This is a genomic window from Bacteroidota bacterium, from assembly GCA_016714535.1.
Classification (GTDB): domain Bacteria; phylum Bacteroidota; class Bacteroidia; order AKYH767-A; family OLB10; genus JADKFV01.
Genome location: JADKDR010000019.1, coordinates 72,476 through 88,690 on the forward strand (window position 1 = coordinate 72,476; position 16,215 = coordinate 88,690).

Annotated in this window: 8 protein-coding genes and 1 pseudogene; 3 read left to right on the plus strand and 6 right to left on the minus strand. The window is 38.2% G+C overall.

Annotated features, from left to right (window positions below):
• The first annotated feature begins 148 nt into the window (after positions 1–148).
• Entirely contained in the window at positions 149–2,263 is a 2,115-nt protein-coding gene (locus IPO27_18880; protein ID MBK8848487.1) for a hypothetical protein, read from the plus strand.
• Positions 2,264–2,291: 28 nt separating this feature from the next.
• Here IPO27_18880 and IPO27_18885 read toward each other — a convergent pair.
• The 6 genes and pseudogenes from IPO27_18885 to IPO27_18910 form a co-directional block, all read right to left on the minus strand.
• Positions 2,292–4,969: pseudogene (locus IPO27_18885) on the minus strand (D-alanine--D-alanine ligase).
• 186 nt (positions 4,970–5,155) lie between these two features.
• On the minus strand, positions 5,156–6,001 hold the full coding sequence (locus IPO27_18890; GenBank protein MBK8848488.1) for a phytoene/squalene synthase family protein: 846 nt from the start codon (positions 5,999–6,001) through the stop codon (positions 5,156–5,158).
• Positions 5,985–8,330, minus strand: coding sequence for a T9SS type A sorting domain-containing protein (locus IPO27_18895; protein MBK8848489.1), 2,346 nt, complete (start codon positions 8,328–8,330; stop codon positions 5,985–5,987). Before IPO27_18895 ends, IPO27_18890 begins: the two co-directional genes overlap by 17 nt.
• Positions 8,331–8,985: 655 nt before the next feature.
• Complete coding sequence (locus IPO27_18900) at positions 8,986–9,582, minus strand: hypothetical protein (protein ID MBK8848490.1); 597 nt, start codon at positions 9,580–9,582, stop codon at positions 8,986–8,988.
• A 122-nt stretch (positions 9,583–9,704) separates the two neighbouring features.
• Positions 9,705–11,762, minus strand: coding sequence for a DNA gyrase/topoisomerase IV subunit A (locus IPO27_18905; protein MBK8848491.1), 2,058 nt, complete (start codon positions 11,760–11,762; stop codon positions 9,705–9,707).
• A gap of 123 nt (positions 11,763–11,885) precedes the next feature.
• A complete protein-coding gene (locus tag IPO27_18910) occupies positions 11,886–13,763 on the minus strand; it encodes a type IIA DNA topoisomerase subunit B (GenBank protein ID MBK8848492.1) in 1,878 nt (625 codons plus the stop codon).
• Between the two features lie 140 nt (positions 13,764–13,903).
• On the opposite strand from IPO27_18910, the gene IPO27_18915 reads away from it, so the two are divergent.
• Positions 13,904–14,512 (plus strand): WbqC family protein, encoded by a 609-nt coding sequence (locus tag IPO27_18915; protein MBK8848493.1) that lies wholly within the window; start codon positions 13,904–13,906, stop codon positions 14,510–14,512.
• Between the two features lie 105 nt (positions 14,513–14,617).
• Positions 14,618–16,210: a T9SS type A sorting domain-containing protein gene (locus tag IPO27_18920; GenBank protein MBK8848494.1), complete on the plus strand. Its 1,593-nt coding sequence runs from the start codon at positions 14,618–14,620 to the stop codon at positions 16,208–16,210.
• Positions 16,211–16,215 lie beyond the last annotated feature (5 nt).

Sequence of the window (16,215 nt, forward strand, 5' to 3'; positions counted from 1 at the left end):
GATAGCATTGATAATAAAAATATCAATGCTATTTTTAAGAACCACTCTCAAACATCTTTTTCCACTATTATTCATTGCCTTTATCTAAAAATATCTTAAACCAAGTTGGAGCCAATTATTATATTTACAGCTATCAAAACTCTACCGCATGAATTTTATAATCAGGCTTATCATTTTATTTTTTGTAACGAACACTATATACCTTGTTGCCAACGGCCAACAAGGAATGTGGACGTGGGTGCATGGCAGCACCACAGTAAACTTATCGGGTACTAATGCTGTTCCAAATGCTTTTGATCCGGCCAATGAACCACCATCACTTTACGAGCCCATCTATTGGCGCGATGCCAACGGGTGGCTTTGGATATATGGAGGCTATCATCAAAATCCAGGCAAAGTAGAGTTTGCCGAAATGTGGTGTTATAATCCATATATAAATCAATGGAAAATGGTAAAGTCGTTTAGTTTGCTTCCAGATTATGGCACTAAGGGAGTTGCGGCATCAACCAATTCGCCCGGTGCTCGCACCTATTGCCCACCTACATGGGTTGATAACAATGGCATGTTTTGGGTTTTTGGTGGTCTTGATTTTTTATTTGGAGGATGGTGTGCCGACCTTTGGATGTACAATCCAGCAACAGGACTCTGGACATGGGTAAGTGGCAGTAATCTATTTGGAAGTGCAACTCCGGACTATGGTATAATGGGTGTTCCAAGCCCAAGTAATAATCCTGGTAACCGACTTGAATGCAACAGTTCCTTTGTTGATTTAAATAATGACTTATGGCTTTTTGGTGGTCAGACTTACAACACCGTTGTTAGTTCTCCCAACTATAACGACCTATGGCATTACAATCGGAACACTGATGAATGGACGTGGATGCATGGTTCAAGTGTGAGCGATGTGTATGGAAACTTTGGAACCTTAGGAGTAGCATCTATAAATAACGATCCACCATCACGATGGTGTTATGCAAGCAGCCGCGATCAAAATGGTTCATTTCGCATTTATGGTGGAAAACATTCTGATAACGGTACCATTGAAGTGTACAATGATGTTTGGCAATTTACACCAGCAACCAATGAATGGATGTGGGCCAGAGGCAGCAGCAATAGCAACAACAACGGTAACTACTCAGTTCCTTTTTGTCAGGTTGGTGGTACCGGTAATCCGGGAGGACGTTTCGAAAATAAAGCAATAGCAAACGATGCTTGTGGCAACATCTATAATTATGGAGGAATTAAACTGGGAGGCTTTTACTCTGATATGTGGGTATATATAGCTTCGCTAAATGAATGGCGGTTGTTGCATGGCAATCAGCAAATAAATCAAGGCGCTAATTATGGTATTAAAGGTGTGCCTAATGCTAACAATAAACCGCAAGGCCGCGCAGGTGGCGTTGGATTTCTGGATACCCTCGGTCGGTATTATATGTATGGTGGTAGCGTTACCGGAAACATACAAGCAGTAAACGATGTGTGGATGTTTGAACTAAACGCATCCTGTATTATACCACCTTGTGTTACGCAAGGCGCATTACCGGTGGCGGCCTTTAGCAGCAGCGATACCATTTTGTGCGAAAAAGGAAGTATCGATTTTTTTGATAACTCGCAAGGTAATCCTTCAGCGTGGAACTGGACTTTTACCGGTGCAGCACCTTCAAGTAGCACACTACAAAATCCTTCAGGCATTTATTTTCCCAATTATGGAACTTTCGCAATTTCGCTTACTGCAACCAATGCTAACGGACAAAGCACTAACTCCTATAACGTGACGGTTGCTCCCCTGCCTCCTGCTCCTACCCTAACCATTAACGGTACCAATATATGTAGCAGTCTTGCCTATGGCTATCAATGGTTTTTTAATGGAAATGTAATTCCTAATGCAACTCAACAATGTATAACTGCTGCACAACCAGGTAACTATTTTGTTATTATTACTGATTCGCTTGGATGTCAGGCACCGAGCAACACATTTGTCTATACATCCATAAGTGAAACGGTAAATGGCAGTTCGATAACGCTAATGCCAAATCCTGCTGCAGATGATGTAGCGGTTATTTTTGAAGATGCGTATATAGGAACTGTGACAATAACGATGGTAGACAACAAAGGTGCTATTGTATTAAATCAATTGAAAGAAAAGAAAAGTAAGAAATTGCTACATCGCATTTTGTTAGGGGAATATTCAAACGGCACCTATCACCTAATAATTGAATATGGAAACAAGGCTATTCGCAAGCAACTGGAAATATTAAAATAGTAAATAATATTCAGTTACTAAAACCATGTCAGTTGTGACTTAAAGCCATTCGCTTTTCACCAACTTCAAGTATCTTATCAATAAATTCATAAGGTTTATAATTCTCGATGGCAGCCTGATGAAATATACAAGTTGCAGGAGTCATACCCGGTAAGGAATTTACTTCTATAAATAAAACTTCCACTATATCAGGATATTTAATTCGCACAAAAGCATCGATGCGGCAATAGCCTTCAACCATGAGCAATTCAGCCGCTTTGCGAAATTCTTCCTTTACCTTCATGCTAATGCGGGCATTAACTTCTTTATCTTTCGCATATCGGGCCGGTGTAATGTTTTGCCCCTGCCCTGCTAAGAACTTTTCTTCGAGAGATAGCACTTCGCCTTCGCTTAATGCCTCACTTGCTTCAAAAATGGTAAATTGTTTTTTTCCATTTGCATCAATGTGCATGAGCATTCCACCGGTAATCTCCAGAAAATGATCGCAATTTCCTGCTACAATTAAACTCTCGATAAGCACTGCTTCTTTGACCGGAAATTCTTCTTTTGGTTTTAATTTCAATATGCGTGCTGCCTCTTCATCCCAATCCTCTTCCCTATTTCTAAATAACATGGTTAAATACGCACTCAATTGCTCTTTACGCGAAATTAGTTTAACAGCAGATGAGCAGCCATCATCAACAGGTTTTGCAATTAAAGGCAACGGAAATTCTTCGACCAGGTTATTTATAAATGTCACAGCATTTTCAGCATAGTCCTTTTATAGAACATCTTATGTTTAGCTGCATGCAATCCTGCATGTAAGAGAATCTCGTTTGTTTCAAATTTATTGATAGTAGTTTGCGAAGAATGAACATCACTACCATTATATGGTAAGTTAATTTTATTTAGCTCAGCTTGCACCTGCCCATCTTCTCCCGGGCGGCCATGTAAAGCTATAAATACAGCATCTGCTTTATTTTTTAAATCGGCATAACTTATCTCATAGGGAGCAGTTAAATTTTCGTTTGACGAAAAAGTTTGCGTAATATTTTGTAACCTGATTATGGTGTTATCAATAACCGGATGATGAATATAGTTATTCACCTTCTCAAGTATATCATCTGCATTATCTTTCAGCATTACGTTTATTGGAATGATATGCAAGTGATGCTTTTGTCGGTTACCACTTACAAAAACAGGAAAAGGCAAGTACTTAGTAGAACTGGCAAGTTTCTCGAAAATATTACGTCCACTTTCAACCGAGATGTGTCGTTCGCTACTATAACCACCTAACATAACTGCAACACGCAATTTATTTTCAGACTTTGATTTACCTGCAACAATAGCATCCATCAGTTGCTTATGCAACTGTAAGGAAGTATCTCCATCCTTAATATCCCCATACCTGCTGCTTAACGAAGTGGCAATAATATACGTGATAAACTGCGAAGGTGTTAATCCTATTTCCGAAGCTTGATGAAAGAAAAAACTTGAAGGAAGCATGCCCGAAGTAGTATTCGGGTCGTTCAAAAATATTTCTCCGCTATCAGTAATGAAACCATCAATGCGTGCATAAACTGAAAAATGCAATTCTGTAAATAATCGCTCGCATTCAGCCGAAATTCGTTCAATCTGCTCAAGTGGTAATTCAATTGGGGTAATTTTTCGCGAAAGACCTGGCAAATACTTGCTGCGATAATCAAATACCTCTTTGCCTTTGCGAATTTCGGTGGGAGGCAATGCAACAGACTTAGCATTTTCATCTTCTATTACAATGCAACTAAATTCTTTGCCTTTAATAAACGACTCTATAATCACATCTGACTCAAAGTTTAATGCTTCTAGTTGTATCCTCTGTTTCGATTGTAAACTGTGTTCAATAAAATCAAATAATTCATCAGGATGATAGATGACTTTTTTACCACACCTAATTGGCATGCCTATGCCATCTCGTATATCGGCCAACAATCGCACATAAGTTATGCGCGCATTATGATCGAGATCTTGCCATACAGTGGCTTCAATGGTTCGAATAAAAAAGGCTTTTTCAACTGCATCTGTAAACTTTTGTGCATCCTCACTTTCGCAAACACTTATGCCTATGCTGCTTCCTTGATTAGCTGCCTTTACCACTATTGGCAGCGAGCAGGTAGTAATTGCGTTTTTTAAAAACGCTGTTTTAGTATCCGTCCGTTGCCATTCGCTTCGCGGTATCAAATAATAGGCAGGTACATTGAAACCAGCATGATGCATTAGTTTTTTCTGAACTGCCTTATTCATTCCAATAGCAGAACTTAATATTCCACTTCCACTATAAGGAATACGATGATACTCAAAGAGTCCTTGCAAGCGCCCATCTTCGCCATCGCTACCATGAAGACATAAAAAGGCAAAATCAATATACTTGTCTAACTCATCTGCTTTAATTAATTTTCCTAACTGCCTTGTGTATTTAGCTTGCTGCGACTTGCTCTTAATACTTTCGGCATAAATCTGAAAATCGAATTTCGATTGTTCTATTTCTTCGGGATTTGGATAAAAATCGCGAATGGTACCCTTGTAGATATATTGCCATTGTATAAGGCAAAAATTTCCGGCACTATCTACAAAAAATGGCACTGGCTCAAACAAATCTTTACTAAGGTTGTCGTAAACAGTGCGACCTCCGGCAAAAGAAATTTCACGTTCGCGCGAAGCGCCACCAAAAAATATTCCTACTCTGATTTTTTTTGCTACTGCCATATATTGTTTCTAATTTGCTATTGGTTTGTAAGCAAGGCTATCTAGCTTGTATGTGCAGCCTCACACTCAAAACCTTCGTGGTTCAAAAAAAACCATGAAGCCGCAAACTTATGGTATAAGACAGAAACCCTGACTACTTAGCCTGCAATATTACTAACAGCAAAAGGTTTAAGAAATTCCCATTTTAAAACGAGCATGGGTGCGTAATAGCAAAAGGAATTTCATAGAATCGGCAATGCGAAAACGTTTTTTTAAGACTTCGGAAGCCGACACTCCTTTTATTTTTTTAAGTAACTCGAGGTAGTAAATGTAGGCCGTGTAAACACCTGGACGCACATCTTCGGGCAATTGCATAATGCCATGATAAGCTTCAGCAAAATCTGCATCTATATCGGCTTCAATGGCTTTTTTTGCATTATCATCAAATACTGCAAAGTCAACACTGGGGAAATAAACACGGCCTCTGTCTGCAAAATCTGATTTCATATCACGTAGGAAATTTACTTTTTGAAAAGCTGCGCCCAATTTACGCGCAGGTTCGCGCAGTCGTTGGTACTCGTTAACATTGCCACTTACAAATACATGAAGGCACATTAAACCTACCACTTCGGCACTACCATATATGTATTTAGTATAAAGTTCCTTGTTGTATACCTTCTTGTCAAGATCCATTTCCATACTTAATAAAAATGCATCGATAAGTTCTCGTTCAATATTATACTCATTAACGATCAGTTGAAAAGCATGAAGAACTGTATTGGTACTTATTTTATCTTCAATTGCTTTATACGTTTGGGCAACAAAATCTTTAAGCAACTCAGCTTTATTAAACTCATGAAAAGAATCTACTATTTCATCTGCAAGGCGTACAAAGCCATAAATAGCAAAAATGGGCATATGATACTTTTGTCCCAAAGTCTTAATTCCGTGAGTAAACGAAGTACTGTATGATTCAGTAATTTTCTTACTCAACTCAAAACAAATGTCATTGTATTGTTTAAGATTGGCATTCATAATTTGTGACAACAATATTAAGCATATAAAGTTTGTCTATTTTGAATAATCCTAAAATTAAAAAAGCATGCTTTTGTTTGCATGCTTTAATTGTCAAGATATTAACCTTTACATTTTTTTCGATGCGCTTTACATAAATACCAGATCCTTGCTTTAGTATCAATTGATAAACTCCTTTTGCTAGGTTATCCGTTTTAATGTTGATTTCCGATTGCAATTTTTGATTTTCTATATTTTGTAAAATTACCTTTCCATATAAATCACAAAGTTGATATTCAAAATCTTCTGCTTTAAATGCTTTAATAATTAACTGATTGGTAAAGGGATTAGGATTACAAGTAAAATTTGTCTCGAACAAATTTTCATTGATTGCAGCAGGCGCAATCGAAAAATTTTTGTCATTAATATCAAAAAAAACATTGCCTGCTCCTTCAATCATGATGCGGCATGTAGCTGCACTAACGTTGTTAGGAACGGTAAGTATATAACTGCCATTATTAGGAATGCCACTTGCAAGGGAAATGGGAAAATTATAACCACCATCGGTTGATAGCAATATATTTACCAGTGGCGTGCTAATAGGTGCAAGATCGCTTTGCGCAACATTCCACGTTATAGTTTCTTGCGAGTTGCCTGCCCAAACAATTCCTGAAACGTTGGGATAAGTAACCGCAAAACCCACACCTGTATTTATTGCTTCAACCGCAACGGCTGTAGAATTGCGAACCACACCACCACCACCTAAGCGGTTATCACGCAAGGTGCAACGAAAATGCATGGTACGAGCATAGCTCGGTTTTAATTCTCCTTTTCCAGTAGTATTGGTAAGTATATAATTTAATCGTGGAAATAAACGGGTTGGATTTGTATCCGGATTATAAGAGCGATAAATAGGTGCATTGCCACTTGGATTATTCCACGTTCCGGCAGGGCCAAGATCATATTGCTCCCAACTGTAGTAAACTGTATCGTTATCAGTATCGGTTCCTGAGGCAGTTAATCTGAAAGGTGTTTGAAAAGGGATTATCCAACTGCCTGTGGCTGTTAAAACGGGTTCGCTATTGCCGGTAACAGATTGTACAGCGCAACCATTTCCGTTTCCATTATGTGCAAAAGCAATCATCTCATCAAAGGTTTTGGTATGCATGGTCGGAATGCTGTTACTTGCCAAATCATCGCTACCACAAATACCTGCATAGCCCATAATGGTAACACCGCTGCCCGGCTCATAAGCTGCATTGGGCGCTCTGTTGCCGCTGCATGCTCCTGTAACCGAATTAAATGTATGATTACCTCCAAACTGATGTCCTACTTCGTGCGCCACATAATCAATATCAAATGGATCGCCCTGTGGATTGCCACTGCCGGTTACTCCCTGAGCCTTATTGCTTCCGCATACACAAGCAAGCGAAGCTATGCCTCCCCCACCGGTGCTAAACACATGGCCTATATCATAATTATTTGCTCCAATTACTGCGTTAATGTTTGCTTTGTTTTCGCCAAGCATGGCACCTCCATTATTGTTTGAATAAGGATCGGTATTGCTGTTGAAATAAATTAATAAAGTGTCATTGGGAATTAACTCAAACGAAATGCCTACTTCCTTTTCGTAAACGCCATCAATACGATTTACTGAAACAATCATTGCACCTAATACGACCGGAATCGTACTGCCAAAATAAGAAGCATATTCGCCTGTGCAGGCAAGTGCCAAACGATAAGTGCGCAATGTACCACCAATTTTTACCTGTGTTAACGATTGGGGTATTATCTGCTCTGTAAGTTCAAGTGTATTATCAACTCCACAAACGAAATCCTTACTACGCGTAATATCTTTACGATTAAATATGATATAACGCATATCGTCATTTACTGCCACAGGATCAATGTAATAACTTTGTTGTGGCGATTGAATAAACGCATGAAAACCCAAAGGAGAATAATCGATATAAATTGAAGTTGCAGGATTATTTATGTCAACACCGGCAAAGGTTTTTATTTGTGGATAGGCTGCTGCAAGGTCTGGATGCATAATTCGTGTTTGCCACACTTTAAATGTTTTAAAAGAACCATCAGGAGTTGGCAACTCAATTGTTGTAAAATTAATGCGAGCATCTTCGGTACGTTCCATGGGTGCTGATGCTAATTCCTGCTTCAACAAATCTATATTACAACTGGCAGTAATATATTTTGCGGGCATATGTGGGCGTGTTACTTTATGTGTTTGCTGCGACTCTAATTGCGACCAATGCGTGCGCGATACAAATTGCTTTGCGTTTATCGTGTTGCTTAAACAAAAGCAAGCGAGCATTAAACTAAATATTCTCATTGTTTTTCTTTATTTTTTTTGTGGTGCGCTAAGATAATTTATTCTTGAACAAACATAAAATTACTACATAAGTTTGGCTTGCTTAATAATATCTCTACTGAACTACTAACATATTTTGGCAATTCCATCAAAAAGAGGGAATTTTTGGATGGGTTTTGGAATGAGGGTTTTACCGCAAAGTTCGCAAAGAAAATGCGCGCAAAGAAATCAAAGAGTGTTGATTTATTTTCTACCGAAATGGCATTACTTGTGCAACACCTACCAACTCATTTGTAATGGTAAAAAAAATCATCTTGGCAACTGGTCGGCTAGTGCGAGTATTTGCAATCATATATAATTATGCTCATTTGTTAAATGCCTTTGGTTGGGAATACAATGTCAATTGAAGATTATCAAATGGTCTTTAATGATACTTTCAAGTGTTTCCAATAAACAAAAATGCATCCACGCCAACGCAAGCCCCTTAAGGGGTTTGGGGTGTATTAGTCTTGAAATACGTTTGCATGTTGCACATTTGAAAACTCAGCAAGAAATGCTCAGCAAGAAATTTGTAAAAGAGCAAAATGAAATATTTATTCGATTATATAAATCTAAGAATAATGCCACAAGCATCAACGCTTGTGGTATCGGTGGTAGGCTGTTATTGGCTGGCTTTCTATTTTTGTTTTCTAAAATGTCCATCCGCTTCAATTGTATATTTAGTCAATCCGATAGTTAATTTTATACTGGTTTTGTCAATGTCAGAACTGTCTGGTTTTAAAGTATAAATTGTTACTGAATCGCTTACCGATATCGTCTTGTCCTTGAATATTGTCAAGTATTCTATGGCTTTGTAACCCATATCTTCTCCAGTCTTTTTGTAAGGTCCTAACGAGTCAATTTTAATGCCTTGTCTGTCGTAAGTTGTCAGGAAAGGAACAAGTCCCAAGTCACCAATAGCAAAATCTATAAGAGTAACCGTTTTACTGTCGTTGAATAAAATGCCTAATGGTTGGGTTGTCCATACGTGTTTGTATTTTTCAAAAACTGTCTTGTTGTAATTCTTTGAAAGTGCTGGAAGTTGTTCAAACGGATTATGTGAAAACGGTAAGGGAATTTGTTCCAAAGTTTTCAAGTAGTTCTCAAAAATATTTTCCGAATTAATTTGTTTCTGATTTTCCGCTGATGTCATGTCAGTAAATGATTTACTGTCATTCGAACAATTTGTTAATGCTAACAAAATAAATGTCAAAATGCACATTGACTTTTTCATTACTGTCTTTTGTTTTAAACTTTGCTTAACATACGAAAATACAAGCTACACCCGCAGCCAAAAATTTGTTTACAAAATAAAAGCCTTTGCAAACCTGCTTAACATTCCATTTATGCGAAATATTAATTAAGCAAGTCCTTAAAATTCAAATCCATCTGTATGGCTTCTTTTGATTTTGGCCTTTCGGTTTGTGAAGGAAGTGTAACTTCCTTCATTTTGGACGCACCATTGCCGCTTCCTTTTTTTTGAACAAACACTTTGGTAATACTAGCTTTGGTAACAATGTTACCCATGGAATCGCGGCCTTTAATCAAGGTTTCATTCAGGTCTATGCTAATGGTAGTGTTTTTCATTTTTGGCTTCGGCCTAAGATTTATTTGAATTGTTTCGGCATTGTTCTCATCCGTAACACTCAAAAACAAAACGCGAGAACCTTCTGTTCCCTTTGTAAGATCATATGACTTATCGCGAGTAATCCCTCCCATTCTGAAACGTTTAACAAGTATTGACCCACCTTTGCCATCCATATAAATCATGTTGTATACTTTGCTATTGTCATCCTTATTAAAAATGTCAATTTCCAAAATATCCTTTCCAAAATATTTCTTTTCATCGATGCGTGATACCATAACTTTGCCTTCACTATTAAAAGCTATTACATCATCAAGGTCGCTACAATCTTTAACAAACTCGTCTTTTTTTAACCCATATCCGGCAAATCCTTCTTCACGATTTACGTATAACTTCGAATTATTGATTACTACTTTACGTGCCTCTATGGCCTCAAACTCTCCAACAATAAGGGTTTTGCGCTCTCTACCTTTACCATATTTTTTAATCAGCATTTTAAACCAATCAATTGTAAATCCTTTTATGTTGGCAAGATTCGCCTCTATTTCTTTTATCTGTTGCTCTAACGACTTCAAACGTTCATCAGCTTTAAATGCATCAAACTTTGAAATACGCTTAATCTTAATTTCGGTTAGTGCAACAATATCATCGGTTGTAATCTCGCGCAAGAACAACTTTTTGTAAGGCTTAAGTCCTTTATCAATCGTCTCAATAACAGCTTCCCATGTTTCGCATTCTTCAATATTGCGATAAATTCTTTTTTCGATAAATATTTTTTCTAACGAACTAAAGTGCCAGTCTTCGCGCAATTTGTGTCGCTCAAATTCTAACTCCGCTTTTAGAATAGCCAATGTATTGTCGGCAGAATATTTCAATATCTCAGTTACACCAATAAACTCAGGTCGCCCATCGCGAATAATACAAGCATTGGGGCTGATGCTAACCTCACAATCGGTAAAAGCATACAAGGCATTGATAGCATTGTCGCTATCGTCAGCACTATCAGGATGCAAGTGAACCAATATCTCTACTTTTTCTGCAGTGATATCTTCCACCTTTTTAATTTTTAATTTGCCCTTATCATTGGCAGCCAATATGCTTTCGGTCAAACTTGCAGTGTTGGTGCCAAAGGGTATTTCTTTTATTGCTAAAGTTTTTTTGTTTATTTTTTCAATAACAGCGCGCACCTTCACTTTACCACCACGAAGTCCATCGTTATACTTACTAAAATCGGCTTCGCCCGCGGTATTAAAATCAGGAACAAGCGTAAAAGGTTTTTTACGCAAATAGTCGATACTTGCTTCGCACAATTCAATAAAATTGTGTGGCAATATTTTGCATGCCAGGCCAACCGCAATACCCTCTACTCCAAGCGCAAGCAATAATGGAAACTTTGAAGGCAGTTGAATGGGCTCCTTATTGCGGCCATCGTACGATGGCTGCCAGTTGGTTATTTTCTGATTAAAAACTACTTCGAGTGCGAACTTGGTTAAGCGAGCCTCAATGTATCGGCTTGCTGCTGCGCTATCTCCGGTATAAATGTTTCCCCAGTTGCCTTGCTTATCAATGAGCAAATCTTTTTGCCCCAGTTGAATCAATGCATCCCCTATACTTGCATCGCCATGAGGATGGTACTTCATGGTATTGCCAATCACATTGGCAACTTTGTTAAATCGTCCGTCTTCCATTTCGTATAACGAATGGAGTATGCGCCTTTGCACGGGCTTAAGGCCATCTTCTATCAAGGGTACTGCTCGCTCAAGTATTACATAAGATGCATACTCAAGGAACCATTCCTTATACATCCCGTCTATATGTTGGTTTACCATTGGAGTATTTCTGGTTATTTAGTTGTTAGTATTGTTATTCAATGCGATTAAAAACTTTTTATCTGGTTTTTTATTTGATTGATGATACGGTTTTGCAAAATGAACTTTCTTACTTGAAAAGAATTACTCTCCCACTTCTAAAAAAGCCAAGGCTTCTTCCGGTTCTTCTTCCATCTTGAGATTTTCGATAATAAACTGCTGACGGTCGGGTGTGTTTTTGCCCATATAATAATCGAGTAATTGATGTGTTACTGTATCTTTACCAAACTCAACAGGATCGAGTTTTATTTTTTTTCCAATAAACTTTTTAAACTCATCAGGCGAAATTTCACCAAGACCTTTAAAGCGGGTAATTTCCGGCTTGGGACCTAACTTTTCAATCGCTTTAATTTTTTCATCGGGTGTGTAGCAATAAATTGTTTCCTTTTTATTGCGCACTCTAAACAAAGGAGTATCAAGAATATATACGTGACCGTTTTTTACAAGGTCAGGAAAAAACTGCAGGAAAAAAGTAAGTATGAGTAAACGTATGTGCATGCCATCCACATCAGCATCGGTAGAAATTACTACTTTGTTGTATCGCAAGCCTTCGAGTCCATCTTCTATATTAAGTGCTGCTTGCAGCAAATTAAACTCTTCGTTTTCGTAAACTATTTTCTTGGTAAGCCCAAAACAATTCAGGGGTTTGCCTCTTAAGCTAAAAACAGCCTGTGTGTTGACATCGCGTGCCGAAGTGATGCTACCACTTGCACTATCGCCCTCGGTTATAAAAACGGTTGTTTCAAATCGGTCGGGATGTTTGGTATCGAGATGAACGCGGCAATCGCGCAATTTTTTATTATGCAGGTTAGCTTTTTTGGCGCGCTCGTTGGCTAACTTACGCACTCCTGCTATTTCCTTGCGTTCGCGCTCGCTACTTTCAATTTTCTTTCTCCATGCTTCTGCAACTTCCGGATGCTTATGCAGGTAATTGTCTAACGAGTTTTTTACAAAATCTACAATCCAGTTTCGAAGCGAAGGTCCATTGGGTTCTGTATTTTGTGAGCCTAACTTTGTTTTTGTTTGCGACTCAAATACCGGTTCCTGTATACGTACACTTAATGCAGCCATAATACCACTGCGTACATCATTCGGGTCAAATTCTTTCTTATAAAATTCGCGGGCTGTTTTTACCAGCGCTTCGCGCAATGCTGCCTGATGTGTACCGCCTTGTGTAGTATGTTGCCCATTAACAAACGAGTAGTACTCTTCGCCATAGGCATTGGTATGCGTAAAGGCAAGTTCAATGTCCTTATCTCTAAGATGTACTAAAGGATAAATTTTCTCTTCGCTCATGTTACTTTCGAGCAAATCGCTTAATCCATTTTGCGATTGAAAAACGACCACATTGAAATTTATTTTCAACCCAACATTGAGGTAAGCATAATTATTAAGCATGCGCTCAATGTGCTCTGTATTGAAATTAAAATCGATAAAGACATCATTATCGGGAATAAAAGTTACGGTGGTACCGTTACTCAGATCAGTCTTAATTTCCTTTTGTGATTTAGTAAGATCTCCTCGTACAAACTCAGCAATGGTAGTCTTACCATCGCGCACAGATTGTACTTTAAAATATGCGCTAAGCGCATTTACAGCTTTGGTACCTACTCCATTTAATCCGACACTTTTCTGAAAAGCACCACTGTCGTACTTGGCACCGGTATTAATTTGCGACACACATTCAATAACTTTTCCTAATGGAATTCCGCGACCACGGTCGCGTATAGTTAGCGTATGATCATTTAAAATTACATCTATCTCCTTACCATGACCCATTACAAACTCATCAATGCAATTGTCAATTACTTCTTTGAGTAATACATAAATCCCATCGTCCTTAGCGGTACCATCTCCAAGCTTGCCAATATACATACCGGGGCGTAACCGGATATGTTCGCGCCAATCGAGCGATCTTACGCTATCATCATTATATTCAGCGTTTGTATTTTTCCTGGCCATTATATTTTGTATTAAAAGTAAATTAAGCGAAAGCCTACAAATGTAATGCGGCTGCAGTGACCAATGGGTAATGTTAAAACCTTTGCCACAATTGTTTTCAAAGGTCTTGTGTTGAAAACTTTTATGCACATTTGCGAGCTATGTTGTATCAATCACTTCAATTAGCTACTGCTGCATTTCCTACGCTCGAATATTTTTATTATCTGAAAAATGCGCAGGAAGTATTTATTGACGCAACCGAGCGATTTATAAAACAATCGAACCGCAATCGCTACCACGTGCTGGGAGCTAATGGAATATCCACATTAACTATACCTGTTAAACATCAGGATATTTTTAACACCACCACTAACAAAATTGAAATAGACTACCATCAGCCATGGCAAAGGCAACATTGGCAAACAATCAGGTCTGCATATAACAAATCGCCCTTCTTCGAATTCATGATGGATGATTTTGAAAAGCTTTTTTTTTCACAACCAGCATTCCTTTTAGAGTACAATCAACAATTTCTGGAATTTGTAATTAAAAAAAACAAGTTTACCACTACGTGGACTGACATGAAACAGGGACCCGAAACTCCAGATTTGAGCATTATTAGTAATGCGAAATCGAATAAACTTGTTACCGATATAGAATTAGAAAAATATCTACAGGTTTTTGGCTACAAAATGGATTTTGTGGGTAATCTTTCAGTTTTAGATTATTTATTTAATTGTGGAAACACTTTAGCCAACTACCTTACCTAATTTCGCCAAAGTCAAATTCCAAATATAGGGTGAATTTTTTTTTTCATAATAAAGTTGGTTACATTTTTGCATCGCATTCTATTCTTACTTTTTTATTATAAAAATATGCGCTCAATTTTATTAAGTCTTCTGATTATTGGTTGTCATTATATTGGTTTATCTCAAAATCAATCTATTTTTCCTCCTGCTACTTCGTGGAAAAATTGCTACGGAGGTAGCAATAATGATAAGGGCTATTCAATAAGGCAGACCCCTGATGGCGGTTTTATTGTTACCGGATCAACACTAAGCAACGACATTCAGGTAACTGGCAACTATGGTAGTTTCGATATATGGCTGGTAAAGCTAAATGCACTAGGTGTAATTGAATGGCAAAAAAACATAGGTGGTTCATCAGCCGATATAGGTAACGATGTGTGGCCTACGGCCGATGGCGGCTACATTCTAGGAGCAACTACTTCGAGCAACAATTATGATATTTCAGGGTCAAAAGGCTTATCGGATTATGTATTAATTAAAACAGACGCAAGCGGACAAATACAATGGTCTAAAAATTATGGAGGCACAGACAAAGAGCAACTAATAAATATCTATCCAACTATTGATGGGGGATATATACTTGGCGGTTATTCCAACTCAAACGATGTTGATGTAAGTAATAATAACGGCAGTAGCGATATTTGGCTTGTAAAAACCGACAGCACAGGAAATTTGCAATGGCAAAAATGTTATGGAGGATCGCAAGCTGAATTTAGTTCAGGCATTCAACAATCATCAAATGGGATGTATTTTGCAGGTGGAACTACCTATTCGAATGACAGTGATATTACCTTAAATAAAGGTGGAAGCGATTATTGGGTCTTGCGCTTATGGAATACAAGTGGCATTGCATGGCAATACACCTATGGTGGTAGCTATGACGAAATTATGCATGGCTTTACCCAAAACACGGCATTGGGATATGTAATGTGTGGCAGCTCGCTGAGTAATGATGGAGATGTTAGCGGACATGTAGGCCCGCATGGGCTGGCAGGCACAACCGATGCATGGATGTGTAAACTTACCAATACGGGTATGTTGCAGTGGCAAGATAGTTATGGTGGTGGAGATAATGAAACCGGTGCCAATGTTTCGCAAGATAGTGATAGTGGTTATGTATTCTGCGGCTGGAGCAATTCACCTTTGCCTAATACTGCACCTAATAAAGGTGGCTATGATAATTACCTACTCAAGTCTGCAAAAAATGGAAACCGACTATGGTCGCTTTCTTTAGGAGGCAGCGATAATGAAACAGCTAATGCCATTGAAGTAACCGCAGATTCTGGCTATGCACTGATAGGAAGCACGTACTCAAACGATTTAGATGTTACAGGAAATCATGGCTTGCAAGATATATGGATAGTACGATTTGGACAACAAATTCCTAATGCGATACCGGCTGAGGAAAAAATTAATCTGGCCATGACCTATCCTAACCCTGCTGTAGATTTTACACAGATAATGATAGGAGAACCCTTGCGTAAGCGCGTAGACGAAGTTCGTATTTATGACGTCAACGCAGTTTTAATAGAAACTATTTATACCGCAGGGGCACACGCAGCTATAGTTAACAGGTCAGGTAAAAAACCGGGGCTTTACTTTTATCAACTAATTGGAGGTGATACAAAAATTGCATCCGGCAAAATTATTTTTGAATAATAATT

What these genes read in the sequence shown, in the direction of transcription:
- IPO27_18880 (MBK8848487.1), top strand. Translation starts at nt 149, where the DNA reads ATGAATTTTATAATCAGGCTTATCATTTTATTTTTTGTAACGAACACT.
- IPO27_18890 (MBK8848488.1), bottom strand. Translation starts at nt 6,001, where the DNA reads ATGAATGCCAATCTTAAACAATACAATGACATTTGTTTTGAGTTGAGT.
- IPO27_18895 (MBK8848489.1), bottom strand. Translation starts at nt 8,330, where the DNA reads ATGAGAATATTTAGTTTAATGCTCGCTTGCTTTTGTTTAAGCAACACG.
- IPO27_18900 (MBK8848490.1), bottom strand. Translation starts at nt 9,582, where the DNA reads ATGAAAAAGTCAATGTGCATTTTGACATTTATTTTGTTAGCATTAACA.
- IPO27_18905 (MBK8848491.1), bottom strand. Translation starts at nt 11,762, where the DNA reads ATGGTAAACCAACATATAGACGGGATGTATAAGGAATGGTTCCTTGAG.
- IPO27_18910 (MBK8848492.1), bottom strand. Translation starts at nt 13,763, where the DNA reads ATGGCCAGGAAAAATACAAACGCTGAATATAATGATGATAGCGTAAGA.
- IPO27_18915 (MBK8848493.1), top strand. Translation starts at nt 13,904, where the DNA reads ATGTTGTATCAATCACTTCAATTAGCTACTGCTGCATTTCCTACGCTC.
- IPO27_18920 (MBK8848494.1), top strand. Translation starts at nt 14,618, where the DNA reads ATGCGCTCAATTTTATTAAGTCTTCTGATTATTGGTTGTCATTATATT.